We start from the raw sequence: 24,536 nt of genomic DNA on the forward strand, positions 1-24,536 counted from the left end.
GTGTGCCCCTGCCCATCTCGAGGGCGGGGGCACACGTCGCTCGGTCGCCGAACCCCGTCACAGACTGGGCTGTGAGCCCACGCGGTCAGGTCATCGCCGGCGCCGTGCACCCCGCCGTCTGGCACCATGCTGCTGACTGGTCGTAGTTTCGTCGGCGATGGACTCGCCCGCCGGGCTGCCGATCGACCGGCTGTTCGCCTGCCCCGCCCATTGGCCCTCGGGGTAGAACTGGACGCTCGGAAATGTGTCGGCCATGTGCTGCTGCCGGGCGTGATACGCCTGCCACGCCATCGCGTGCTCGCCAAAGCCCGCATCACTCAGGATGTTCATGGCCTCCTGTGCTACCTGCGCATTCCTCGCGGTGGTGGAGAAGTGTTGCGCGCCGTGCGGGTTGGAGTCGGTGTAGACCCCGCCGCTGAGTGTGTTCGCCAGCCTGTCGACTGTTGGCTGAGGTAGATCGTTCTGGGTGGGCGTCGTCTGCCAGCCCAGGTCGGACACCCCGCGCACATCGCGCTCGTTCGTGTACAGGAGGACATTGGCATCAGATGACATCAGGTGGACATCGTCGAGGCTCCGGACCGCCGCTTGGCGCGCCTGGTCGAACTCCGGATGCTGCACACCACGCGTTCTCGCCTCATCGATCGCCCCGGTGGCGATCCGGTTTATGTTCAGAAAAGTATTGATAGAGTTGATCGCCTCCGTCGACTGCGCCGCTTGCAGGGTCACGATGTTCTCGTTGTACGGTGAGTCGCCTTGGTGAGAGTTCCACCGCTCCCCAGCCATGTTGAGTAAGCGGACGGACGTCTCCATCGCAGAGGCCGCCCGCTCGATTCCTGCGACGCTCTCCCTCAACCTTGCCGCGGCGTCGTTCAATAGATCGTTGCTGAGGTCGGTGCGCTCCAGGATTTGCGTGGCGTCTTCCGGAAGGCGTCTGACGTTGTTGAACTCGGCAATGGCCTGCTGGCTGAGGTTTACGGCCATGGCCAGCTGTCGGGTCACGTCTATGTTCTCCCAGAGAGCGACCATTGTGTCTCGTGGGCTGACGTCGGGATTGCGATTCCGGGTGTCGACGACACTTCCCTGCCCGTCGTACTGGAACCAGCTCTGGTTGTACTCTTCCCACGGTGCCGCCACTGGTAGACCTCCCGGATAGGTGTCCTGATCGATACCGAGGTACTACGGGATGGCCCGGCGACGGTTCAACCGGCTCTTGGACAACTTTGGGCCTGTTTGCCGCACGTCACGGCATTGTCGGGCAGGCGCTGGTCACGGCGGTGCTGAGGTACGGAGAATCCCGCTGCACCGCGAACGGTGCAGCGGGATCAGACCGTCAGTGGCAGTTGCCGGTGCCGCTGTCGGCGTAGGTCTGGCCGGCGACCGGCACGAACTGCCAGTCGTAGCTGCCGGAGTGCAGGGTGAACTTCAGGACCCCCCAGGCGGAGCTGTTGCGCGCCTCGCTGTTGGGCTGGATGGTGCCGAAGCCGTAGTGGTCCGCACCGCCCATGCCGGCGACGAAGCTGCGCATGCCCCGGCTGGCGTCGTAGCTGCCGGACGGGTTCATCGGGCCGAACCGCTCGTAGACGTGGTTGTGGCCCCACACCACGACGTCGGCGTTGTAGTCGTAGAGCGCCTGGTACAGCGGGCGCGTCGACGTGGACGGCGCGTGGTCGGAGCTGGACGTGAAGAGCGGGTGGTGCCAGTACGCGATCGTGCACGGCTTGCCGCTGGCCGCGAGGTCGGCACGCAGCCACTGCTCCTGGGCGGAGCCGGCCGACATGCTGATGTTCGAGTTCAGCGACACGACGTGCCAGTTGCCGAGGTCGTAGGAGTAGTAGCCCCGGCCGCTCGGGCCGGCGGTCGTACCGAAGTAGTTGTAGTAGCCGGTGGCGCCCGACGTGTTGTAGTCGTGGTTGCCCGGCGACGGGCGGGTGCGGCTCTTGTGCCGGCCCCAGGTGGGCTCGTAGTAGCTGGCGAACTGCGACGCGGTGCCGCTGTCGTAGACGTTGTCGCCGGTCGTGAAGACGGTGCCGGAGATGTTGTCGAGTAGCGCGGCGGTGGCCGTGTCGCCGGAGCCGGAGGTGGCGATGTCGCCGGCGCCGACGAGGACCGGGTCACCGGACGGCGGCGTCGTGGTCCCGGTCGTGACGACCAGTTGCGGTGCGTCGCCGCCACTCTCGCGGGTGTCGTAGTACGCGCCGTCGCCGCTGGTCGAGGTGGCGCCGAAGCTGTACGTGCCGTTGCCGGTGACCGCGGAGGTGACGTCGACCTCGTACCAGGTGTTGCCGGAGACCGCGCCGAGCGAGGAGAGGGTGGCCCCGTCGATGGCCGGCTGGTTGTTCCAGGTGGTGCCGGTCTCCGACCAGGTCGTGCTGGACATCCTTCGGAACGTGCCACCGGCGTCGCTGCCGCTGTTGCCGCTGATCGTGCGCAACCGCAGCTTGGCGCTGGTCACTGTGCCACTGACGCCGCTCACCGTGAAGCGCAGGAACATGCGCCGCGCGGGCGAGTTGTCGACCACGACCTGCGTGGACGTGCCGTAGTTGGTGGATGCCGTGTCGCTCTGGACGTAGGTGTCGGCGACCGGCGTGAATGTCACGCTCGCTGCGGAGGCCGTGCCCGAGCCGGTCAGGACGACGGCGGCGGTGGCGGCGACGAGCACCGCGACCGTACCGACCGTCACCGGTGGGCGGGCGATTCGAATGTCCATCCAGGACCCCTTCGTTGCGGGTGTTGAGCGCAAGGAACGTAGGAAGGTCGATGAACCGGCGCACTGCCGCCAGATGAACAGTACGCTCAGACAGTGAAACATCTCGATGTTTGCTGGATGTTCACCCATCGCACGCCTGCCCGCAGCCCGTGCTCTCTTGTGGCCCTTCGCGCCGGATCGTCACGATGGCTGACCGTCGCCCACCGATGTCCAGGAGATGCGCGTGTACCTGTCGACCGTCTCCCGTCCGGTCTCCGACCCACCCGGGCCGCGCCGCCGCCGGCTCGCCCTGGTCAGCGGCAACGTGGTCGCGCTCGGCACGGTCAGCCTGATCACCGACGTCTCGGCCGAGATGGTGGCCGCCGTCCTGCCGCTCTACCTGGTGCTGGGCCTGCAACTCAGCCCGGTGGCCTTCGGTGTGCTCGACGGCGTCCACACCGGCGCGACCGCGCTGCTGCGGGTCGTCGGCGGCTTCGTGGCCGACCGGTTCCGGAGGCGCAAGCTCGTCGCCGGTGTCGGTTACGCGCTCTCGGCGGTCGCCAAGCTCGGCCTGTTGCTCGCCGGCCGGTCGGTCCCCGCCATCGGCGCGGTCATCGCCGTCGACCGGCTCGGCAAGGGCGTGCGCAGCGCGCCCCGGGACGCGCTGATCACGCTCTCCACCCCGCCCGAGGCGCTGGGTCGGGCGTTCGGGGTGCACCGGGCCATGGACAGCGTCGGCGCGTTCCTCGGGCCGCTCGCCGCGTTCGCCGTCCTGCTGGCCGTCGGGCAGTCGTACGACGCGGTCTTCGTCACCAGCTTCTGCGTCGCCGCGCTGGCGGTCGTCGTGCTCGTGCTGTTCGTCCGGGAGCGCCCGAGCGGCGAGCCCGCCGACGCGCCGGACGAGCCCCGGGTCGCCGTCGCCGAGGCGTGGGGCCTGCTGCGCAGCCGGCCGGCCCGCCGGCTGCTGCTGGCCGCGACGATGCTCGGCCTGGCCACCATCGGCGACGGCTTCGTCTACCTGGTGCTGCAACGCCGCGAGGACCTCGGCCTGCGGTGGTTTCCCCTGCTGGCGGTGGGCACCAGCCTCGCGTACCTGCTGCTCGCCGCCCCGCTCGGTGTCCTGGCCGACCGGGTCGGGAGGCTGCCGGTCGTGGTGGGCGGCTACGTCGCCCTCGGCGTGACCTACCTGCTGCTGGCCGGACCGTTGCACGGCTGGCCGGCGCTCGTGCTCACGCTGGCGCTCTACGGCGCGTTCTACGCGGCCACCGACGGCGTGCTCATCGCGCTCGCCGGACCGGTGCTGCCACCGCGGCTGCGGACCACCGGGATCGCGCTGGTCCAGACGGGGCAGGCGCTCGCGTACCTCGTCTCCTCGGTCCTGTTCGGTCTGGCCTGGCAGGCCTGGGGCCCGCGGACGGCGGTCCTCGCGGCGGCCGTGGCCGTCGCCGGTGTCCTGGTGGTCACCGTGCTCCTGCTGGCTTCCCCGTCCCGTCTGATCCCTCGGAAGGTGTCCTCGTGACCGCGATGTCGACCCGGGCCAAGCTCGGTGTGGTGGCCGCCTCGGCGGTGCTGTTGGCCAGCGGGGCCGTGGGCTACGCGGCCATCGCCGCCGAGCCGCCCCGGACCCTGCCAGCGGCCGCCGCCGGGAACCAGGCGGTCACGCTGACGCCGGGCCCGCGCCTGCTGGCCGTCACCGACCGGTACGTCTCCAGCGTCACCACCGCCGACCCCGCCGGGCCGCGTACCGTCTCGGGTCTGGAATGCCTGCGGGTGTACGCGGCGGGCGGCACCGGCGTCTGCCTGAAGCCTGCGACCGCGTGGTCGTACCAGGTGGTGGTGCTCGACGCGGCATTGAACCAGAAGCGGACGCTGAGCGTGCCGGGCCTGCCCAACCGTGCCCGGGTCTCGGCGTCGGGCCGGATGGTCTCCTGGACGACGTTCGTCGGTGGCGACTCCTACACGGCAAGCGGCTTCTCCACCCGCACCGGCATCCTCGACACGGTCACCGGGGCCACCGTTCCGTCGCTGGAGGGGTTCGCCGTCACGCGGGACGGCCGCGCCTACCGCAGCGCGGACGTCAACTACTGGGGCGTCACCTTCACCGCCGACGACAACCGGTTCTACGCGACGATGTCGACCGGCGGCAAGCGCTACCTGGTACGCGGCGACGTGGCCGCCCGGACCGTGGAGACGCTGCGGGAGAACGTCGAGTGCCCTTCGCTGTCGCCCGACGGCACCCGGCTCGCCTTCAAGCAGGCGATCGACGCCGACCCCGGGAAGGGCTGGCGGCTGTCCGTGCTCGACCTGGCCTCGGGGCGGATCACCGCGACGGCGGAGACCGCCAGCGTGGACGACCAGGCGGCCTGGCTCGACGACGCGACACTGGCCTACACGCTGCGTCAGAGCGACGGCCGGCCCGACGTGTTCGGCGTCCCCGCCGACGGCTCCGGCACGCCGAAACTGCTGATCCCCAACGCCGAGTCGCCGTCGCCGCTGACCTGACGACCCGGCCGTGGGGCGCGACACCTGACGGCCTTGACGCGGCCAACGTCCCGTCATGTCGGCTTCCGCGCCACAGCCTTCACCGTTCATCGACGGCCCCGAGGGTATGGACCATGACAAGGCTGAGCCGTCGCATATTCGTCCTCGGTGGACTTGCCGCCGCCGGCGCCGCGGTCACCCCCGCACAGGGTGCCAGCGCCGCGGTGCCGTACCCCTTCAAACTCGGTGTGGCCTCCGGCGATCCGGACCCCGACAGCGTGGTCCTGTGGACCAGGCTGGCACCGTCACCGCTCAACGCCGACGGGCAGGGCGGGATGGCCAACGCCGACGTGACGGTCGAGTGGCAGGTGTCCACTACCGACCGCTTCTCGTCGCTGGTCGCCTCCGGCTCGGTGGTCGCCCGGTACGCCGACGCCCACTCGGTGCACGTCGTCGCGGGTGGACTCGCGGCCGACTCCGACTACTACTACCGATTCCGGGCCCAGGGCCAGATCTCCCCGGTGGGGCGTACCCGGACCGCACCCGCGGCGGGCACGTTCGGCCGCGACCTGGTCATGGCGTTCGCCTCGTGCGCGCACTACGAAGCCGGCTACTACACGGCGTACCGGCGGATGGCCGAGGAGAACCCGGGGCTGATCCTGCACCTGGGCGACTACATCTACGAGGGCGGCGTCAACACCTCGGCGGTGCGCCAGCACGTGGGCGCGGAGATCGTGTCGCTGGCCGACTACCGCCGCCGGTACGCCCTCTACAAGTCCGACCCGGACCTGCAGGCGGCGCACGCGGCGGCGCCCTGGCTGGTGGTTCCGGACGACCACGAGGTGGAGAACAACTACGCGAACATGGTCCGCGCCGACAGCAGCCCCACACTGACCGCCGCCCAGTGGACCGCTCGGCGTACCGCCGCCTACCGCGCCTACTACGAGAACATGCCGCTGCGACCGGCCTCCGCGCCGAGCGGCAACAGCATCCCGCTGTACCGCCGCATCCGCTGGGGGCAGCTCGCCACCTTCCACATGCTCGACACCCGGCAGTTCCGCGACGACCAGGCGTGCGGCGACGGCTGGAAGGTCTGCGCGGACGCCGACCTGGCCTCCCGGTCGCTGACCGGCGCGACCCAGGAGGCGTGGCTGCTCGACGGGCTGGCCCAGCACTACGGCACCTGGGACATCCTCGGCCAGCAGGTGTTCTTCGCCCGCCAGTTCGAGGCGAGCGGGGCGGCGAACATGGACGCCTGGGACGGCTACCGGGCCTCGCGCAGCCGCATCCAGACCGGCTGGCAGCAGCGCGGCGTGCGCAACCCGCTCGTCCTCACCGGCGACGTGCACAAGTCGTGGGCCAACGAGCTGAAGGCCGACTACGCCAACCCGTCGTCCGCCACGATCGGCACCGAGCTGGTCTGCACCTCGATCACCTCGACCGGCAACGGCACCGGCAGCACCACCATCCCGAACGCGGCGACCAACCCGCACCTGAAGTTCTACTCCGACCGGCGCGGCTACGTCCGTACGACGATCAGCCGCAGCCAGGTCCGCGCGGACTTCCGCGCGGTGAACACGGTGACCGAGCACGGCGCGGCGGCGTCGACGGTGCGCTCGTTCGTCATCCTCGACGGCCAGCCCGGCCTGCAGGCCGGGTAGAAGGAGCACACCGATGACCGCACTCACGACACTGCTCACCGCGTCCCTGCTGCTGCCGACCGCCGTGGCGCCCGCTCCAACCGCCATGACCGCCGACGCGATCACCTGGACCACCGCCAACAGCGTGGCGACCGGCGACCAGGACCTGCCCGCCATCGCCATGAACCGCGCCGGGCAGGTCGCGGTGGCCTGGGAGGACGACCGGGACAGCACCGCGCCCGAGGACGACACCCACAGCGAGATCTACCTGCGCCTGTTCCGCGACGGCACGCCCGGCTACGAGCTGAAGCTCTCGACCGGCGGCACCAGCGGGGCCGCCTGGCGACACATCAGCCCCGACGTGGGGCTCGACGACCGGGGCAACGCCGTGGTCGTCTGGGCCGCCGACGGTGACGGCAACGGCGTCTACAACATCCAGTACCGGGTGGTGTCGCCGGCCGGCGCGATCCTCGGTTCCGGGCAGGCCAACGCCAGCGACGCCGGCCAGCAGATCTGGCCGAAGGTGGCCGTCGACCCGGACGGAGCGCCCACCAGCGCGGCCGTCGGCTTCACCGTCGTCTGGGAGGACGTGCAGGGCACCGCGCCGGCGACCGTCAAGGCCGCCGGCTTCACCGGCCCCACCACCAAGGGGTACGAGGTGACGGCCTCGCAGACGACCGGCAGCCACCACCGCCCCGACGTGGCGGTGTCCGCCTCCGGCGAGGCGCTGGTGGTCTGGGACGAGGACGCCGACGCGAACGGGTCGTACAACATCGGTCTGACCCGGTTGGCCCGCGCGAACGGCGCGGTGGTGCTGTCCCGGCGCACGGCCAACGCGCAGAGCGGCGGGCAGCAGCGGCGGGCCTCGGTCGCGTCGACCTACTCCGGTGACTTCGCCGTCGGTTGGGAGTCGGACCACACCGGCACGAAGGGCGTCTGGGCCCGCTCGTTCACCGCGTCCGGCGCGGCCCGCCACGACGAGGTCCAGGTGTCCACCGGGACCGGGGCGGTCGCCCCCGGCGTCGGCGTCGACGACGAGGACAACGTCGTGGTGGGCTGGACGGTGTCCGGCGCCAACCCGGACGTCTGGGCGCGTGGCCTCAACCCGGACGGCAGCACCACGGGTCGGCTGGCGGCGCAGGCGTTGAGCCAGACGACGACCGGTCGCCAGGAAGACCTGGCCATCGCCGCGTCCCCGTGGGGCGAGGTGAGCCTCTGCTACACCGACGACAACGACGGCAACGGCTTCGACCAGGTGCTCCTCGGTCTCGGGGCGACGAACTCCACCTGGCTGATGACCGCGGAGGAGTTGCGCCAGCGCAAGGCGCGGGCGGGCGTCCCGACCCACTGAGCCGGGCGGTGCGCCGGGCGTCATCCGCAGGACGGTCGGGTTCGGTGAAGTCGCGGTGTCCCGCTACCGGGGACACCGCGACTTCCACGAAACCGGGTGGATCACGCCGTGGCCGGTGTGCCAAAGAGCAGGTCCAGCTGGGCGTCCAGGGCGTCCAGCGCCTGCTCGGCGGTGTACTGCCCACCCAGCAGGTAGACGCCGAGCCCCTCCATCAGCGCCAGCAGGCCGGCCGCGGCGGCCACGTCGTTGGTGGGCAGGACGCTGGCGATGAAGGCGGTGAGCTGCGCGGTGCCCTCGCGCAGGCCGGTCGCGGCCGTCGGGCGCACCGCCGTGTAGGCGAGGAACGCGAGCGCCACCCGACCGTCGTCGCGGGTGTGCGCGTCGAGCGGCAGGAGCGCGGCGATGATCGTACGCAGCAGCAGCCGGGGGGCGGGGGCCTCGCCGAGCCGCGCCACCGCCTCGGTGACCCGGATCTGGCTGCGTTCGCGGACCACGCTCAACGCGAACGCCATCATCTCGTCCTTGGTGCGGAAGTAGTGCTGGACCATGCCGGCGGACACGCCCGCCTCGGTGGCGACGTGACGGAGGCTGACCGCCTCCAGGCCCTGATCCGCCGCGACCCGCATCAACGCGTCCGCGATGAGGGTGCGTCGCTGCTGGTGATCCACCTTCTTCGGCATGGCCTCGATCGTTTCACAGCGGGTGGCCGGGAGCCGCCGTCGCGCGGCGGTCGGTCTCCGGCGCGGGCGTGCCCCGGGCGCTGCGCAGCAGGCCGTCGGGGTCGTCGGCGTACAGTCGCAGCTCGTCCATCGGCGCGGACCGACCGCGGGGCAGGTCGAAGGTGGTCGGCCGACGCAGCAGTACGTCGATGCTCGTCTGGCTGCCGACCGAGACGTGCAGGATCTGGCGCGCACCCTCCTTCTCGACCTGGATGGACCTGCTCGATGGCAGGGAGCGGTGACGCTTGCGCAGCGCGGCCACGTCCGACCACGGGATCCAGATGTCGATGCCGGAGCTGTTGCGTACCCGCAGCCCGGTGTCGGCGACGATGTGCGGGTGGATGGTCATGCTCGCCCAGAGGCCCACCATCCAGAGCAGACCCCAGATGCCGAGGCCGAGCACGATCCAGCGGGCCGGCCGCCAGGGGACCACGTGGCTGACGATCAGGTCGAAGATCGGGATCTCGACGGCCGACAGGGCGATGAAGATCCCGAGGATCGGCTTGACCACGCCGAGATAGCCGAACGGCTCGTCGCCCGGCCCGAGTGGCAGGGGACGGCGGCGCGCCCACAGGTAGAGGCTGCGCCACATCGCCGCCTCGGTCACGACCGCCCGGCGCAGCAGCGGCCCCACGGCCGCCCTGGTCGGCGTCCTCGTCTCGGTCATCGTCGTCCTCGGGATCAGGTGGTGGTCAGTGGACGGTCACGGCGCCCGCGCCACCGTCGACGGTGACGAGTTGACCCGTGGTGATCGTTCGGGTGGCGTCCGGCACGCAGATGACGGCGGGTATGCCGTACTCCCGCGCCACCGTGGGACCGTGCGCCATGATCGCGCCCGTCTCGCTGACCAGGGCGGCGGCGGTGAGGAACAGCGGGGTCCAGCCGGGGTCCGTGGTCGCGGTGACCAGGACGTCACCGGGCTCGACGTGGGCGGTGGCCGGGTCGTGCACGACGCGGGCCGGGCCGGTGACCCGACCCGCGGACGCTCCCACGCCGACGAGCGTCCCGTCGCCGCCGTGCGCCCGGGGCAGGACGGTCTCGACATCGGTGCCGTCGGACAGCAGCGCCACCGGCACCGACCGGCGCCGCAGCTCGCGGCGGTGCGCGGCCCGTCGGGAGGTGACGACGCCGCGATGGTCGACACCCTCGTGTACGGCGGCGCGTACCTCGTCGATGGTCAGGAACATGATGTCGTCGGGGTGGCCCAGCAGCCCGGCGTCGGTCAGGTCGGCCCCGATCAGCAGTAACTGTCGACGGGTCTCCCGCAGTGGGTACAGCCCGGCGAACTTGCCGGCCTCGCGCAGGCCCGCCAGCGAGCGGGCGCGGCCCAGCAGGAAACCGGCGATCCGGCCGCGTACCGGTCGCTGTCGGCGGGCCCGCGCGACGAGGTCTCTCAGCGCCGCCTCCGCCGTCGCGGCGGCCCGGCGGAAGCGCTGGTCGGGACCCTGCTCCGGGTCGGTGACGCGGAGGTAGTTGGCGAGCGCGGCGAAGACCGGTGTGGGGTCCTCGGCCCAGCGCGGCACCCCGAGGTCGACCTCGGCCGCACCGCGATGCCCGTACGTGTCCAGGAAGTCCGCCATGCCGATGTCGGGCAGCGCTCCGCGCAGGTGGCGGCCGGCCAACTCGTCCGGTGGTGTGTCGAGCAGCAGTCGCCGGTGCTCACCCACGCCCTGGGCGAGTCGCCACAGCGCCAGGTCCATCTCGATGGTGACGTTGTGTGGCATCCCGCCGAGCACGGAGTGGATCTCGTCCGGACCGGCGATGCCCTTGAGCAGCAGAGACGGCAGCGCCGTGGCGAGCATGCCGGCGACGATCGGCCACATGATGGCGCCGCTGTGATCCGTGTCGTCGCGCGCCTCGACGAAGCGCAGTCGCTCGGCCGTGGTCCGCAGGTCGTCGGGGGCCACCGAGCGGGCTCGGAGCTGATCGACCGCCTCGAACATCCGGATGCGTGCCGTGTCCGGGCGGGCCAGGGCGCGCACGATTCCCACCGCCGCCCGGCCGGCGGTCCGTAGTGACGCCGCCCGCTGCGCCGCGCCGGTCCCGCCGCTGGTCGGGGCGAATCGCGGATCGGCCAGGACGTGCCGCATCACGGCCTGTGCCCGGGGGCCGAAGTCGACGGCCATGAGCTTGACCAGTCGTTTCCGGGACGATTTGCTCCGGGCCAGGTCGGTCAGGTCGCCGTAGAGGCGGCCGCCGATGTCGACGATCTCCACCCGGACGCCGAGAGCCGCGAGCATCGCGGTGATCTGTGCCCGCAGGGACGCCATGCCCATCGGGGTGACCGGTCGCAGCATGCCCTGGACGTGCCCGAACTCCAGATAGACGCGGGGGAGGGGCTTGCCGGTGGCCGGCGGCAGGGGAAACAGGCTGGTGATCGGGCGTGACTGCAGCAACCACAGGACGTCGTCCGCGTCGATCGCCCACTCGACGTCCTGGGGGCAGCCGAAGTGCCCGGCCAGCCGCTCGCCGGCCGCCCGCAGCCTCTCCAGCTGCGCGGACGTCAGGCACCCGGTGTCGTCGTGCGTGACGCCGTCGAGGACGTAGTGGTCCACGGCGGTCGCGCCGTCCACCACGGCGGTGCCGAGTCCCGGCGCGGCGTCGACCACCATCTCGTCACGCCGACCGGTCAGCGGGTTGGCGGTGTGCAGGACCCCCGCCGCTGCGGGCGTGACCATGCGTTGCACGACGACGGCCATCGCCAGCTCGTGCTGGTCGATGTCGTGGGCCTCGCGGTACGCGGTCGCGCGGTCGCTGTGCAGGGAGTCCCAGCACTTCTCGACCGCGGCGACCAGTTCCGCCGCGCCGGTGACGCCCAGGACGGTGTCCTGCTGCCCGGCGAAGCTGGCGTGCGGCAGATCCTCGGCGGTGGCGCTGGAGCGTACGGCCACCGGGCCGGCCCCGAGCCGCTCGTACGCCAAGATGATCTCCGCCACCGGTACGACGCCGTGTCGGTGGGCCTCGGTGGTGACGCAGAACCCCTCGGGGACGCGTTCGCCGTGCCGGATCAGCGCGCCCAGCCCGGCTGCCTTCCCGCCGACCAGGTCACTCATCTCGGCGGTCACCTCGGACAGCGGAAGCACGTACACCCCGACCCCCATTTGCAATACGACTGCATTGCATCCACCGTAGCGCGTTTACGATGCGACTGCAACGCATCGCCGGTGGCCGAGGATTGCCGACGTCTGCCATGCTCGGGCCGGTGACGACCGGCCGCCCCACCAGAGCCCGCACCCATCGCCGCCCCCGCCGGCGAATCCTCGTCATCCTGCTCGCGCTCGTCGCGGCGGCGGCTGTCGCCGGCGTCGCCGTGGTGGTCGTGCCGATGCTGCGACCGGCCGGTCCACGCCCGCTCTTCCAGATGCCCGTCACCTGCGGGGAAACGTGGCAGCTCAGCACCTACCCCGGCCACGACGACTACGACGTCGACTTCTTTCCCATCGAGGGCGAGTCGTGGGGGCGTCCCGTCCTCGCCTCCTACGGCGGCACCGTCACGGTGGCCGGCATCAACGGCTCGCTGGGTGGTCGTACGCCGGAGAACCCGGAAGGTCCGCGCGGACGCGGCGGTGGCTACTGGGTGAAGATCGACCACGGCGGCACCTGGGAGACGCAGTACCTGCACCTACTCGAACCGCCGCTGGTCGAGGTCGGTCAGAAGGTCACCCAGGGCGAGCAGATCGGTCGACTCGGCAGCACCGGCAACTCGGGCGCTCCGCACCTGCACTACGAGCAGCGCCGAGGTTGGGACAAGGTGGAGACCCACTTCGACGGCACGCCGTCGGGCATCACGACCGACGACCGCGAACAGATTCTCCGCCGGGTGAGCAACAATTGTCCGGCCGTCTCCTGAGGACTGCGGTTTGCCCGCCCCCGCTCGGGGCACTGAAGAGGGCGACCGCGCAAACGCAGGGGAGGAGCTGGCGATGACCAAGGGCGATGTCGACACCTACCAGGAGAACGGGCAGTGGAAGAACCGCCCGGAGGGCAACGACCGGGCCAGCAGCACGCATGACACCAAGGCCGACGCGCAGGAACGGGGCCGCGAGATGGCGGCCGACCGGGGCGTCGAGCACGTGATCAAGAAGCAGGACGGCACGATCGGGGAGAAGAACACCTACCCGCGCAGCCGCGACCCCCGCGACATCGCGGGCTGATCACCCCACTGCCTGCGGACCGGCCCCCTCGGTGTGACCGAGTGGGGCCGGTCCGCTTCCGCATGGGCTTCGCCGGCTTCCGCGTACCCGAGGTATTGGGGGCTTTTGGGTTATAGAGTCCCTTTTGGGATTGGAGTGACCAGCGGAGGGTGGACGTGGCGTTTCCAGGACGATGCCGTCCGATGGGCACCCTGGCTCTCGTGGCCGCCGTGACCGCGGGGGCGCTGACGCTCACACCGCTACCAGCGTCGGCCGTCGGGTCCGTCCTGTTCGACCAGCCCTTTCACAACAACACCGCGAACGGCATCGGCCCGGTGGCGGTGCCGGGCGTGCCCACCGCCGGCGCGACCAATGCCGCCTGCCTCAGCGCGGCCGGCAACACGACCACCGGGCCGCTACTGAGCTGCACCACCTCCACCGACCCACAGGGCGCGGGCAAGCTGCGCCTCACCCCCGCCACCGTCAACCGCCAGGGCGGGGTGTTCGGCGCCGTCAGCGTTCCCACCTCGCAGGGTCTGCACCTCACCTTCAACACCTACCAGTACGGCGGCTCCAACCCGGGCGCGGACGGGCTCGCCTTCGCGCTGGCCGCGGTCGATCCCGCCAACCCACGATCCCCGGCGACCCTCGGTCAGACGGGCGGTTCGCTGGGCTACTCGGCGGCGTTCAACGGCGTGTCGGCGGGTCTTTCCAACGGCTACCTGGGCATCGGGCTGGACGTCTTCGGCAACTTCAGCAGCAGCACCTACCAGGGCACCGGCTGCACCAACCCGCCCTACATCTCCACCACCGGCGGGAAGGTCCCCGGGCAGGTAGTGGTCCGCGGTCCGGGCCGTAACGGCGTCGGCTACTGCGCGATCAACAGCAGCGCCGGCAGCACCTCGACCCCCGCCCTGGCGCTGCGGGCCAGCACCCGGGCGGCGTCCGTGGTGCCGGTCGAGGTCGTCATCAACACCACCGGCTCGCCGTACACCACCGACAGCGGGATCACCACTCCCGCCGGTCAGTACCGGATCCGCTTCACCCCGGTCGGCGGTTCCGCGCAGACCCTTCAGGGCGCGCTGCCGGTCGTGCCATCGAACCTGTACCCGTCGCCGACCTGGCTGAACGCCGACGGCTACCCCCGGCAACTCGCCTTCGGCTGGGTGGGCTCGACCGGCTCGGTCACCGACTTCCACGAGATCGACGAGGCCCGGGCGGTCAGCTTCAACCCGGTGCCGGACCTGAACGTCTCGCAGACCAGCGCGGTCGGCCCCACCCCGCAGCCCGGTGACCCGGTCACCTACTCGATTATCGCGGGGGTCGACGCCGGCGCCGCGGAGACGTCGCCCATCTCGGTCACCCAGACGGTGCCGACCGGCGTCACGCCGCGCGGCGCGTTCGGCACCGGCTGGGTCTGCGGCGCACCATCGGGACAGAGCATCACCTGCACCAACAGCAACGGCCCGTTCCCCGGCGGCACCTTCCTGCCGCCCATCACGGTCGTCGCCACCGTCACCGGAACCGGCGTGACACCGGCACTGATCCAGACCGCCACGGTGGCGACCTCGTCGTCGGTCGACGCGAACCCGGGCTACTCCGGCATCGCCACCGGCGTCGCGCCAGCCACCGCACCGAGCGGTGTGACCGTCACCCCCGCGCAGAGCTCGATCGCCGGGGGCATCGCCGTCACCGTCGGGGGTAGCAACCTCACCGGTGCGACCGCGATCACCATCGGTACGACCGCCGAACAGCAGGCCGGCACGTCGGTGCTGCTGGTGCCCTGCACCTCCGGTCCGGCGGCCGGCTGCTTCACCGTCAACCCCGACGGCACCCTCGGCATCTCCTCGATGCCCGCCCGGTCCAGCGCGGCGACGGTCACGGTCAGCGTCGTCACCCGAGGCGCCGCCGGGTCGGCGAACTACGTCTACGCCTCGGCGCCCGCCACGCCGGCCGCGCCCACCGCCGTCGCGGGTGTCACCAGCGCCACCGTGAGCTGGACCGCGCCGGCGAGCAACGGCAGTCCGATCACGGCGTACCTCGTCACGCCGATCCGGGACGGCGTCACGCAACCGACCCTCTCCTTCGACGCCTCCACCACAAGCCGCACACTGACCGGGCTGACCGCCGGCTCCTCGTACGCCTTCCGGGTGGCCGCGGTGAACGCGTACGGCACCAGCGCGGCCAGCCCGGCGTCGGCGGCGGTGGTGCCGTACACACTGCCGGGCGCTCCGACCATCACCTCGGTCACCGCAGGGACCACCGCCGTCAGGCTGAGTTGGACGACCCCGGCCAACGGCAGTTCGCCCATCACCGGTTACACGGTGACGCCCTACCTCAACGGAGTGGCGCAGGCCCCCCAGACCTTCAGCGGGACCGCCACGATCCAGGTCGTCACCGGGCTGACCGGCGGCGCCACCTACACCTTCCGGGTGGCCGCGATCAACGCGGCCGGTACCGGCCCTCAGTCGGCTCCCTCCGTGCCGGTGGCGGTCAATGCGCTGCCGACCCTGAACTTCGCGCCGCCGCCGCCGGGCAAGGCGTACGTGCCGTACCAGTACCAGCTCACGGTGACCGGCGGCACGAGTCCCTTCGTCTGGTCGGTCAGCTCCGGGAGCCTGCCCCCCGGCCTGAGCCTCGACCCGGTCACCGGCCTGCTCGCCGGCACACCGACGGCGTCCGGCACGTTCCCGTTCACCGTGCGGGTGACCGACTCGTTCAACCAGTCCGACACGAGGGCTGTGCAACTGGTCATCAGTCCGCTCGGCGGGCTCTCCATCAGCGTCCCGACGATCTCCTCACTCGGCACCGTGACCTCGGATGCGACAGGTGTCTCGGGTCTACTCGGCCCGGTCACCGTCACCGACGACCGTGGCCCCTTCTCCGGACGGTGGGTCAGCGTCGTCTCGACCACGAACTTCACCACCGGTTCCGGCACGCCTGAGGAGACCATTCCGAACAGCAACATCACGTACGCCTCGGGGGCAGCCCTCGCCACCACCGGTGACGGGACGTTCCTCCCGCAGCCCGGCGCCGTACTGGACACGCCGCGCACGGCCGCCGGCTGGTCCGGCCAGACCGGCGGCGCGAACTCCGCCACCTGGAATCCGACGCTTGCGGTGAGGCTGCCGAGTGGTCTGGTCGTCGGCAACTACGTGGCGGTCGTGACGCACTCGGTCATCTAGGGCCTGTTTCGTAAGAACTGGCCGGCCTGCGGCGGGCCCGGACGGCTCCACCATCGATCCTTCTCCAAGCGGCAGCCATGCCGAAGGTCCGTGAGCGCGGCGAAGGGGGAACACACGTGCCACCGGAACCTTCGCCGCAAAGCGCTGGGACGCGCGGCCCGGTGCGACCCGCCAGGTGTACCCGCGGGTGACACCTCGGTGGACACCGGCGTGGCGGGAGGAGAACGAGATCGCCGGCCGCGACCTGATGCGCGACGGTCGGCAGCTGGTCTGCGGGGGCGGGGCCGACACGGTGCTGCCCGGCCGCTCCACGGGGAACGGCCGGGCAGGGCAGTCGGCGTCGCGGCGGTCAGGCCAGCCGGGTCCGTTGCCGACGGATGAGGTACCAGCCGCCGAGCGTCACCAGGACCAGCAGGGCGACCACTCCGACCGCGTAGACCAGCCAGCTCGGGCCGGAAGCCGCCGCGACCGCCATCGGCGCGGCGACGGGCAGGACGATCGTGCCCGTCGCGGTGCGCTCGACGGTGCCGCTGGCGAATGCCGCGTGCACCTCCCAGGTGCCCGCGGGCAGCGACTGGTTGACCTCGACGCGGACCTGGCCGCTCTGGCCGGGCAGGATCGTCACGCCGTTCGTCACCTTGAACGGTCCGGCCTGCACCGCCGCCTTGCGTAGCGACAGAGTGCCGGTCATGTCCAGGGCGCGCTGGCCGGTGTTCGTGATTTTGGCGGACACCACCGGAAACTCGCCGGTTCCGGGCTCCGCGGCCAGTCCGTCGATGCGGAAGTCCGTCGGTGGCTCACCGCCGGGGCCGACGTCCAGGTAGACCCGGATACCGACCCGGTGGATCTGCGTGACGTTGCCGGCGCGCTCCTTCGAGCTGGTGACCTGTGCCCAGATCGCGGCGTACCGTTCACCCTTGGACGCCTTGCTCGGCACGGCGATCTCGACCTCGACCGGTCGCCGCTCGCCCGGGTCCAACTCCAGCCTGGCGGTCTTGAGCCGGATCCATCCGCTGAGCTCGTTGCCCGTACGCCCCTCGGGAACGGCGAAGGCGTTCTTCTCCACCGACGCCGCCCCGGAGTAGAAGTCGATCTTCTGCGGCTCGTCCGAGGTGTTCTGCACCTCGACCCGACGGTGGATCGTCGTGCCCGGCTTCAGGTGGTCCACGATGTAGACCTGGGCACGGGGATCCTGCACCCGACTCCCGGGGATGTCCAGCATGCGGATGCTGATCGCGGCCTCGTCGGCGGGATCCTGGCGCTGCTCCCGCACGGCGACGGCTGGCGCCGCCGAGACCCCGAGCGCCACGAGGGCGACCGAGGCCAGCAGCACCAGCCGGCCGAGCGGCTCAGAACACCGAATGTGTCACCGTCCCGGTGTAGACACCCTGGACGGTGCCGACCGGAATGTTCACCGACAGCGTCGGGTTCCAGGTGGCGAAGTTGTTGCCCGTACCGCCGGTGTGGCTCATCGCGGTGCGGGGCACGTTGATGATCACCTGCTGGGCCGAGGTGGGCTGCCCCGGAGTGAAGGTGCCCCCACCGGCGGTCGCCGTGGCGGGGCCGGACCAGTACAGGACGTTGATGTTCGGGATCGTCTCCCCGGAGGAGCCACCACCGGTGGTGAAGTCGGTGGAGATGACGGTGGCGGTCCAGTTGGGGGCGAGCGACCCGCGCTGGTCGAGCACGGTGACCGGGCCGAGCAGGCCGCTGACGGTCGAGCCCTCAATGCCGTGGCCGATGTTCGCCGTCGCCGGCACCGTGATCGAGAGCCCACCGGCCGCGTCGACGGTGAGGGTCACGATCGTGTCGCCGGTCGTGTCGGCGGCGGCCGGTCCGGCGAGAGCGAGGGTGGCGGCGATACCGGCCACACCCGCGAGAAGTTTCCTGCGCATCGAGTCTCCTATCTGAATCGCCCAAGGGTTGCGATTCAGACGGTAAACGCGCAAAGCAGCATAAAACGGTCAAACAATGCCGTCGTCACCCAGGCGAGGTGGTGTCAGGCCGGCACCACGTACGGGAACGCGTCGGCGCGGGCGGCCTTCGTGACGTCGGGGGTGAGTCCGGAGGTGGTGCCGGTGTTGAGGACCAGGGAGAACATCACCTCGGGCGCGTTGTCGGCCATGGTGCGACCGTTGCGGACCGCGAAGCCGTAGTTCGCGGCCGTGCCCACCGTGTACGACAGCACGTCGGGGTAGAGCGCCCGGGCGACGCTCCAGCCGTACGCCCGGGGGTCCGGCGCGGTGCCGTTCGCCGCGACGACGCCGGCGATCGCCTTGGCGATCTCCTCTCCGTCCTCGGGCAGGTCCTGCCTGGGGTGCCGGAAGTTCGCCGGATCCGAGAAGTCGGTGTCGTGCGGCCAGAACACGGGCCACATCATGGGGTGGCCGGCGCGGTTGATCTGCCGCCATCCGCCCGCGTCGGTGGCGAGCAGCGTCCGGCACCAGACGCCGATCTCGGTGCCTTCGCGCAGCAGCGGCTCGTCGTGGGAGACCTCCAGGACGATCGACTCGACGGTCGTGCCGGCGAAGCTGTTCTTCGCCTGGTCGGCCCGCCACGCCGAGCGGTCCACCTTCGCCCCGTTCTTGACCGCGCCGTTGATGGTGGCGAGTTCGTCGAGGTCGATGTAGAACGGGTCGGTGATCCGGCCCGCCCAGACCCGGACGCGCTGCCCGGTCGTCACCTCGCCGGTCCTGCCCTCGGCGATCGGGGTGCCCATGGCGGCGTCGTCCCGGGCGTCGGCGCCGGTGAGTTCGTACAGCTGGAGGGCCTGCGTGGCGTTGCCGTCCGGCTCGCCGAACGCGAACCGGTAGCTCAACTCCTCGGTGTCCGCCCCGTTGAAGTGAATCTTGAACTCGTAGCGCGCCTCGGCGTGGAAGCCGCGCTTGATGTCGGCCCTGGTCACCGAGCTGTTGACGTCCATGACGAACACCGTGGCGCGGTCGCCGTCGAAGACGTAGAGGTCGTCGATGTAGAGCTGACCTCCCTGGGCCGCGAGGGGGGTGTCGAGGTGGTGTGACATGGGCTCACTCCCGTGATGGCTATATCCGGACTAAACCGAACATAGCCGTCGCTGGGTGGTCGCCCGACCGAATCGGGTTCGGGGCACTGTCACGCACGCGAACGGGCCGTCCGAGGCTGCGCTCGGACGGCCCGTTCGCTCAGGCCGGTCTGCTTAGAAGCGGGACCACTTCTGGTTGGACGCGCCGAGGCAGTCCCACAGGTGCAGCTTGCCGCCGTTGTTGGGGTTGGCCTCCCGTACGTCGACGCACTTGTTGGCGCTGAGGTTGACCAGGTCACCCGCCCCGTTGAGCGTGAAGCGCTGGGCCGGGTTGCCGTTGCAGCTGACCAGGTTGACCTCGGTGCCGTTGGCCGTGCCGGCCCAGGCGGGGTCCATGCACTTGCCCATCGCCCGGACGGTCCCGTCGGAGGCGAAGGTCCACGCCTGCGCCGCGGTCGTGTTGCAGTCCCAGATCTGCAGCTTCGCGCCCTCGACCGGGTTGGCGCTCGGAATGTCGATGCAGCGCCCGCTCTGCGCTCCCCGGAGCCGCGTGGTGCCGGACGGCGGGTTGCCGCCGTCGGAGGTGTAGCTCGACACCCGGACGTAGTCGACGAGCATCTGCTGCGGGAACTGCGTGGAGCCGTCCGGGTAGCCGGGCCAGTTTCCGCCGACCGCCACGTTGAGGATCATGAAGAAGGGGTGGTCGTACACCCAGCGGTTGCCGCCGAGGCGGGCCGGGTCGACGCGGTGGTACTGCACCCCGTCCAGGTACCAGGTGATCGCACCCGGCTCCCAGTCGACCCGGTAGTCGTGGAAGCCGTCGGCGAGCGGGCTGCCGATGGTACGGCTGCCGGTGATGCCGCCACTGCCGGAGTAGCCGGGGCCGTGAATGGTGCCGTAGACGGTGTTGGGCTCCCGGCCGATGTTCTCCATGACGTCGATCTCGCCGGAGTCGGGCCACCCGCCGCCCGTGCCGAGCATCCAGAACGCCGGCCAGATGCCCTGACCGCGCGGGATCTTGATTCGGGCCTCGAAGCGACCGTACGTCTGGGTGAAGGTCGCCGCCGTCAGCAGCCGGGCCGAGGTGTACTCGCAACGGCCGTAGTGGCACTGGTAGTTGGCGGGGTTCTCCCGACGGGCGGTGATGACGAGGTTGCCCTGGCCGTCGTGTACGGCGTTGCTGGTGCTGTTGGTGTAGTACTGCCGCTCGTTGTTACCCCAGCCCCCGCCGCCGATGTCGAAGCGCCACTTGTTCGCATCGACGGGCGTGCCGGCCGGGGCGTTGAACTCGTCCTGCCAGGTGATCGGGCCGATGGCGGCCTCGGCGCGGTCGGACTGACCCGGGAGGGTGAGCGCGGCGAGGGTGGTGACGAGGGCGACCGCCGCGAGGAGGAGGGGGCGGCTGCGGGAGGTTGGTCGGGCTGTGAACACGGGAGGCTCCTCGGCGAGGTGGACAGCGGGGGCGGCGCGGCAGAGGAGCGCGGAGAGCGCTCTCAAGTGAAGCATGTCTATATAGCGGCCTTTCTGTCAAGAGTGTTTCCAATGCCGCGACGGTCCGTTACCGCCCGATCGCACCCCTCGATAGCGGTCGAATCGACACTTCCTATTGCCGTGGAGCGTCCACGCGGGACAGGATGGCGAGGTCCGCAGGAAACCTCCCCGTAACCTGCGTGCTGCTGGTCTCTGTCACAAGGAAGTGGGAGTCAGTCATGAGCGACGCGTCGACGGCGCTGGGTGTGCGCCTCTACCCGGATCTGGTCGAGCGGGGTGGCCTGGCCCCCGCTCTCATCGAGACCGCCGACCGCCACCGGCTCGACATCGGCCGGGTGACCGCACCCGAGCAGGGGCGTGCCCGGTTCACCTGCGCCGAGCTGCACTCCGACCAGGGCGTGGTCTGTGTCGGGCTGGGCTCGCAGGCCCGATACTTCATGATCGACGTCCGCTCCGCGGGCGAGGTGCTGGCCCGCGGCGACTGCATGGACCTGGTCCAGGTCGCCCAGGTTGCCTCGGCCTGGCGGGAGGGGGCGACCCTCGCCGAGCTGACCGCCCGGTTCGCGTTCATGGAGGAGATCACGCACCGCCCGGCGCCGGTGGCCCAGGTCGGCTAGTCAACATCGAATCCGGGGCGGCAGCGGCGGCCCGGCATCACCGTCCCGATCCAGGTAGGACGACTCCACGAAGGCGACGAGGCGTTCGGCGTCGGCCGCCGTGGACGCCAGCCCGAACGACACCCGGACCGCGCCGCCGGTCGGTAGCGCCAGCGCGTCGAGGTACTCGTCGATCGTGCCGATCTGGGCGAGCAGACGTCGCCGCAGCGTCTGCCGGGTGATCCCGAACGCCCCCTCGCCGGCACCCGGATTGCAGAAGCACCCGGTCCGCAGGGAGAAGCCCGCCGCGGCGGCCTCCCGGGCGACGAGCCGCTCGTCGACCGGCGTGCCGTCCGGACGCAGCACGTTGAACGTCACGGTCGCGCCCCGGCCCTCGCCCGTGGCCGGCCCGTACACCCGCACCAGCGGCTGGCCGGTGCGGTGCCGCAGCGCGGTCAGGCGGCCCAGCAACCACGCGGTGAGCAGGCCCACCCGGGTGTGCACGAGGTCCACGCCGATCGAGTCGAGCCACCGCAGCCCGAACTCCACGTCCGGGATGCTCAGGAAGTTGAGCGTGCCGTCCTCGAACGCCGACTCGTCGTCCATCGAGCGGTGCCAGTCACCCTGCACGCTGACCGCCCGGATGGTGCCGCCGGCGAACCACGGACGACGCAGCCGGGCCAACGCGTCACGACGAGCCAGCAGCGCGCCGACGCCGGTCGGGTAGCCGAACAGCTTGTACCAGCTCAGGCAGACGAAGTCGGGCCGGACGACGCGCAGGTCCAACCGGTTCGTGGCGGCGAACGCGGCGGCGTCCAGCAGCACGTCGTAGCCGTGCCGGTGGGCCAGTTCGACCCACTCCAGAGGATGCTGCACGCCGGAGAAGTTGCTCTGCGCCGGGTAGGCGAACAGCCCACGGCGGCCGAACCGAACCCCGCTGCCGGCGTCGAGCACCGAGACCAGGTCGGCCTCGGCGACCCGCAACTCCGGGCCGCTCAACGGCACGTACCGCACCGCCGCGCCGGCCGCCCGGGCGTACTCGCGGATGCCGTTGACCGAGTTGTGGTTGTCCCAGGTCAGCGCGAAGGGTGCGGTCGGTCCGAAGGGGTACGCCTCGCCGACCAGCCGGCACGCGCCGCTGGCGTTGGGGGTGAAGACCACCGCGTACTCGGCGGGGTCGGCGGAGAAGAAATCGAGCACCGCCCGCCGGGCCGACTCCACCAGCGAGCCGGCCGCCGCGCTGGTCGGGCTCTCCGAGTGCGGGTTGCCGTACGGGCCCGCCAGCAGCCGGTCGTGGTGCGCCCGCACCTGGGCCCGTGCGGTCACCCCGGCGCCGGCGTAGTCGAGGTAGACCTGACCGTGCCGGTCGAGGTGCGGGTACTCGGTGGCGCGCAACTCGTCGATCCGTGCAGTGTCCGCGTACCCGGGCAGGTCTGTCGGCGAGAGGGCAGGGGCGCGCTCAGGCCGCACGGCGGGCCTCCCGCCGCACCAGCACCGCCCAGGTCGCGGCGAGCGAGAGCAGCACGAACCCGCCGAGTACCAGCCAGTCGACCCAGACCGGCCGGGAGAAGCTGTCGCCGTACGTCGCAAGCAGCGGCGGGCCGAGCGGGGAGGCGCCCTCGCGCCACAGCCGTTCCACCCCGGCGGTGTGCCCCAACCCCTCGAACGCCCAGCGGTTCGACATCGCGTAGCTGAGCCACCGGCCGCCGTCCGCCATGGCCGGCACCGGCAGGATCGCCCCGACGAACAACACCTGCGGGAAGCACAGCATCGGCAGCATGAGGGTCGCCTGGGCCGCGTCCGAGACGGCCGCGGAGCAGAACAGGCCGAGCGCGAGCGCGGCCGCCGAGGAGAGCAGCAGGGTCGCGTACAGGGCCGCGAAGTCGCCGCCGCCGACCGGCGGCAGTCGGTCCATGCCGCGCAGCACCCCGAGCAGGGCCAGGTCCACCAGGGCGAGCAGCGGCAGCAGCACCGCGACCTTTGCCATCAGGTACGGCAGCAGCCGGACACCCGCCAGGCGCTCCCGGCGCAGGATCGGCAGCTCCGTGCAGATCTGGAGCAGACCGTAGGTCAGGCCGAAGAAGAAGCTGCCGAACGCGATCCAGAACAGGATCATCACGGTGACGGTCGGGCTCGGGCTCGCCGGGTCGAACGCGCCGGGGCGGAACAGCAGCGCGAACATCCCCAGCACCATCAGTGGTGAGCCGAGCAGGATCGCCAGCGTCAGCCGGTTGCGGGCGACGATCTCCGCGTTGCGCGCCGCGAGGACCCACCACTGGCGCAGCCGGCCGACCGGCCGTCCCGGACCCCTGCCGCCTGGGTCGCCCGTGGTGGCGGTCGGTCCAACGGCGCGGGACGCGGCGAAGCGCTCGGGCCAGACGGTCTGGTCGGACTCCTCGTCGAGCAGCAGGTGGACCTCCGCGAGGGACCGCAGGCCGAAGAACTCCCGGGCGGCGTCGGGCGTGCCGGCGTACGCCAACCGGCCCTCGCGGGTCAGCACGACCACCCGGTCGCAACGGTCCACGTCGGTGACCTGGTGAGTGGTGAGCACGACGGTCGCGCCGGCGTCGGCGAGCGTCCGCAGGAGGTCCACGGCGATCGCCGGGTCCAACCCGGAGGTGGGCTCGTCGAGGAAGAACACGCCGGGCCGGGTCAACAGCTCGACGGCGATGCTGGCCCGCTTGCGCTCACCGCCGCTGAGGCGGCCCACCGGCACGTCGGCCCGCTCGGTGAGCCGTAGCTCGGCGAGCACCTCGGCCACCCGGCGCGACACCTCGGCCGGACCGGTTCCCGACGGCAGCCGCAGCCGGGCCGCGTACCGCAGGGTGCGGGCCAGCGGTAGCTCGCGGTGGATGATGTCGTCCTGCGGGACGAAGCCGACCGAGCCCGGGACACCGTCTTCGTCGTACGTCACGGTGCCGGCCGTCGGTCGGCGGACCCCGGCCAGCGTCTCCAGCAGGGTGGTCTTGCCCGCGCCGCTGACCCCGATGATCGCGACCAGCTCGCCCGGCGCGACGGTCAGGGAGATGTCGTCGAGGACGCGACGTCCACCTCGGACGGTCGCCCCCAGGTCACGGGCCACGATGCCGACGCCGGTGCGCGGTGGAGACGTGGTCTGTTCGGTCGTCATGTCGAAGGTGCCCGATCCGGTCGGCGAGGTGGTGCCCCTGACATCGTGCTTCGCCGATGCTACGTCGCGCGGCGAACCGCCCCGCCCGTCGATCGCCCCGGCATGAATCGGCCGACCGGGGGA

19 protein-coding genes are annotated in these 24,536 nt (G+C 71.2%); 8 read left to right on the top strand and 11 right to left on the bottom strand.

Annotated elements, in window-relative coordinates:
• Nucleotides 1–90: 90 nt before the first annotated feature.
• Both ACQP0N_RS10460 and ACQP0N_RS10465 read right to left on the bottom strand, forming a co-directional pair.
• The gene (locus ACQP0N_RS10460) at nt 91–1,134 is read right to left on the bottom strand and encodes a hypothetical protein (RefSeq protein WP_433119519.1); all 1,044 of its coding nucleotides are present in this window, start codon (nt 1,132–1,134) and stop codon (nt 91–93) included.
• A 196-nt stretch (nt 1,135–1,330) separates the two neighbouring features.
• Nucleotides 1,331–2,707 (bottom strand): CBM96 family carbohydrate-binding protein, encoded by a 1,377-nt coding sequence (locus tag ACQP0N_RS10465; RefSeq protein WP_433119521.1) that lies wholly within the window; start codon nt 2,705–2,707, stop codon nt 1,331–1,333.
• A 223-nt stretch (nt 2,708–2,930) separates the two neighbouring features.
• On the opposite strand from ACQP0N_RS10465, the gene ACQP0N_RS10470 reads away from it, so the two are divergent.
• From ACQP0N_RS10470 to ACQP0N_RS10485, 4 genes are all read left to right on the top strand, one after another.
• A complete protein-coding gene (locus ACQP0N_RS10470) occupies nt 2,931–4,205 on the top strand; it encodes an MFS transporter (RefSeq protein ID WP_433119523.1) in 1,275 nt (424 codons plus the stop codon).
• Between the two features lie 5 nt (nt 4,206–4,210).
• Nucleotides 4,211–5,188, top strand: a complete 978-nt coding sequence (locus ACQP0N_RS10475; protein WP_433121545.1) for a TolB family protein — start codon at nt 4,211–4,213, stop codon at nt 5,186–5,188.
• Nucleotides 5,189–5,301: 113 nt separating this feature from the next.
• A complete protein-coding gene (locus ACQP0N_RS10480) occupies nt 5,302–6,828 on the top strand; it encodes an alkaline phosphatase D family protein (RefSeq protein ID WP_433119525.1) in 1,527 nt (508 codons plus the stop codon).
• Between the two features lie 13 nt (nt 6,829–6,841).
• The gene (locus ACQP0N_RS10485) at nt 6,842–8,158 is read left to right on the top strand and encodes a hypothetical protein (RefSeq protein ID WP_433119527.1); all 1,317 of its coding nucleotides are present in this window, start codon (nt 6,842–6,844) and stop codon (nt 8,156–8,158) included.
• A 101-nt stretch (nt 8,159–8,259) separates the two neighbouring features.
• On the opposite strand, the gene ACQP0N_RS10490 is transcribed toward ACQP0N_RS10485, so the two are convergent.
• From ACQP0N_RS10490 to ACQP0N_RS10500, 3 genes are read right to left on the bottom strand one after another with little or no spacing between them, the layout of a single operon-like run.
• Nucleotides 8,260–8,838: a TetR/AcrR family transcriptional regulator gene (locus ACQP0N_RS10490; protein ID WP_355050427.1), complete on the bottom strand. Its 579-nt coding sequence runs from the start codon at nt 8,836–8,838 to the stop codon at nt 8,260–8,262.
• A 13-nt stretch (nt 8,839–8,851) separates the two neighbouring features.
• Nucleotides 8,852–9,544: a PH domain-containing protein gene (locus ACQP0N_RS10495; protein ID WP_433119530.1), complete on the bottom strand. Its 693-nt coding sequence runs from the start codon at nt 9,542–9,544 to the stop codon at nt 8,852–8,854.
• Nucleotides 9,545–9,569: 25 nt separating this feature from the next.
• Nucleotides 9,570–11,966: a PEP/pyruvate-binding domain-containing protein gene (locus tag ACQP0N_RS10500; RefSeq protein WP_433119532.1), complete on the bottom strand. Its 2,397-nt coding sequence runs from the start codon at nt 11,964–11,966 to the stop codon at nt 9,570–9,572.
• Nucleotides 11,967–12,019: 53 nt separating this feature from the next.
• Here ACQP0N_RS10500 and ACQP0N_RS10505 point away from each other — a divergent pair, with 53 nt between their 5' ends.
• The 3 genes from ACQP0N_RS10505 to ACQP0N_RS10515 all read left to right on the top strand — a co-directional run bounded on the left by ACQP0N_RS10505 (nt 12,020) and on the right by ACQP0N_RS10515 (nt 16,195).
• Entirely contained in the window at nt 12,020–12,727 is a 708-nt protein-coding gene (locus ACQP0N_RS10505) for a M23 family metallopeptidase (protein WP_433119534.1), read from the top strand.
• A 73-nt stretch (nt 12,728–12,800) separates the two neighbouring features.
• Nucleotides 12,801–13,031, top strand: a complete 231-nt coding sequence (locus tag ACQP0N_RS10510) for a DUF2188 domain-containing protein (protein WP_433119536.1) — start codon at nt 12,801–12,803, stop codon at nt 13,029–13,031.
• Nucleotides 13,032–13,213: 182 nt separating this feature from the next.
• The gene (locus ACQP0N_RS10515) at nt 13,214–16,195 is read left to right on the top strand and encodes a fibronectin type III domain-containing protein (protein ID WP_433119538.1); all 2,982 of its coding nucleotides are present in this window, start codon (nt 13,214–13,216) and stop codon (nt 16,193–16,195) included.
• Nucleotides 16,196–16,544: 349 nt separating this feature from the next.
• On the opposite strand, the gene ACQP0N_RS10520 is transcribed toward ACQP0N_RS10515, so the two are convergent.
• The 4 genes from ACQP0N_RS10520 to ACQP0N_RS10535 form a co-directional block, all read right to left on the bottom strand.
• Complete coding sequence (locus tag ACQP0N_RS10520; protein ID WP_433119540.1) at nt 16,545–17,528, bottom strand: hypothetical protein; 984 nt, start codon at nt 17,526–17,528, stop codon at nt 16,545–16,547.
• A gap of 16 nt (nt 17,529–17,544) precedes the next feature.
• Entirely contained in the window at nt 17,545–18,090 is a 546-nt protein-coding gene (locus tag ACQP0N_RS10525; RefSeq protein ID WP_433119542.1) for a hypothetical protein, read from the bottom strand.
• Between the two features lie 104 nt (nt 18,091–18,194).
• Nucleotides 18,195–19,217, bottom strand: coding sequence for a DUF4331 family protein (locus ACQP0N_RS10530; protein WP_433119544.1), 1,023 nt, complete (start codon nt 19,215–19,217; stop codon nt 18,195–18,197).
• A gap of 153 nt (nt 19,218–19,370) precedes the next feature.
• A complete protein-coding gene (locus ACQP0N_RS10535) occupies nt 19,371–20,627 on the bottom strand; it encodes a family 16 glycosylhydrolase (protein WP_433119546.1) in 1,257 nt (418 codons plus the stop codon).
• Between the two features lie 278 nt (nt 20,628–20,905).
• Here ACQP0N_RS10535 and ACQP0N_RS10540 point away from each other — a divergent pair, with 278 nt between their 5' ends.
• Complete coding sequence (locus tag ACQP0N_RS10540; RefSeq protein WP_355050417.1) at nt 20,906–21,304, top strand: hypothetical protein; 399 nt, start codon at nt 20,906–20,908, stop codon at nt 21,302–21,304.
• Here ACQP0N_RS10540 and ACQP0N_RS10545 read toward each other — a convergent pair whose 3' ends face one another.
• A complete protein-coding gene (locus tag ACQP0N_RS10545) occupies nt 21,305–22,753 on the bottom strand; it encodes an aminotransferase class V-fold PLP-dependent enzyme (protein ID WP_433119548.1) in 1,449 nt (482 codons plus the stop codon).
• A complete protein-coding gene (locus ACQP0N_RS10550; protein ID WP_433119550.1) occupies nt 22,743–24,413 on the bottom strand; it encodes an ATP-binding cassette domain-containing protein in 1,671 nt (556 codons plus the stop codon). Before ACQP0N_RS10550 ends, ACQP0N_RS10545 begins: the two co-directional genes overlap by 11 nt.
• Between the last annotated feature and the right edge of the window lie 123 nt (nt 24,414–24,536).

Source organism: Micromonospora sp. CA-246542 (assembly GCF_050942905.1).
GTDB lineage: Bacteria > Actinomycetota > Actinomycetes > Mycobacteriales > Micromonosporaceae > Micromonospora.

What these genes read in the sequence shown, in the direction of transcription:
- ACQP0N_RS10465 (WP_433119521.1), bottom strand. Translation starts at nt 2,707, where the DNA reads ATGGACATTCGAATCGCCCGCCCACCGGTGACGGTCGGTACGGTCGCG.
- ACQP0N_RS10475 (WP_433121545.1), top strand. Translation starts at nt 4,211, where the DNA reads ATGTCGACCCGGGCCAAGCTCGGTGTGGTGGCCGCCTCGGCGGTGCTG.
- ACQP0N_RS10480 (WP_433119525.1), top strand. Translation starts at nt 5,302, where the DNA reads ATGACAAGGCTGAGCCGTCGCATATTCGTCCTCGGTGGACTTGCCGCC.
- ACQP0N_RS10485 (WP_433119527.1), top strand. Translation starts at nt 6,842, where the DNA reads ATGACCGCACTCACGACACTGCTCACCGCGTCCCTGCTGCTGCCGACC.
- ACQP0N_RS10490 (WP_355050427.1), bottom strand. Translation starts at nt 8,838, where the DNA reads ATGCCGAAGAAGGTGGATCACCAGCAGCGACGCACCCTCATCGCGGAC.
- ACQP0N_RS10495 (WP_433119530.1), bottom strand. Translation starts at nt 9,544, where the DNA reads ATGACCGAGACGAGGACGCCGACCAGGGCGGCCGTGGGGCCGCTGCTG.
- ACQP0N_RS10505 (WP_433119534.1), top strand. Translation starts at nt 12,020, where the DNA reads ATGCGACTGCAACGCATCGCCGGTGGCCGAGGATTGCCGACGTCTGCC.
- ACQP0N_RS10510 (WP_433119536.1), top strand. Translation starts at nt 12,801, where the DNA reads ATGACCAAGGGCGATGTCGACACCTACCAGGAGAACGGGCAGTGGAAG.
- ACQP0N_RS10515 (WP_433119538.1), top strand. Translation starts at nt 13,214, where the DNA reads ATGGGCACCCTGGCTCTCGTGGCCGCCGTGACCGCGGGGGCGCTGACG.
- ACQP0N_RS10525 (WP_433119542.1), bottom strand. Translation starts at nt 18,090, where the DNA reads ATGCGCAGGAAACTTCTCGCGGGTGTGGCCGGTATCGCCGCCACCCTC.
- ACQP0N_RS10530 (WP_433119544.1), bottom strand. Translation starts at nt 19,217, where the DNA reads ATGTCACACCACCTCGACACCCCCCTCGCGGCCCAGGGAGGTCAGCTC.
- ACQP0N_RS10540 (WP_355050417.1), top strand. Translation starts at nt 20,906, where the DNA reads ATGAGCGACGCGTCGACGGCGCTGGGTGTGCGCCTCTACCCGGATCTG.
- ACQP0N_RS10550 (WP_433119550.1), bottom strand. Translation starts at nt 24,413, where the DNA reads ATGACGACCGAACAGACCACGTCTCCACCGCGCACCGGCGTCGGCATC.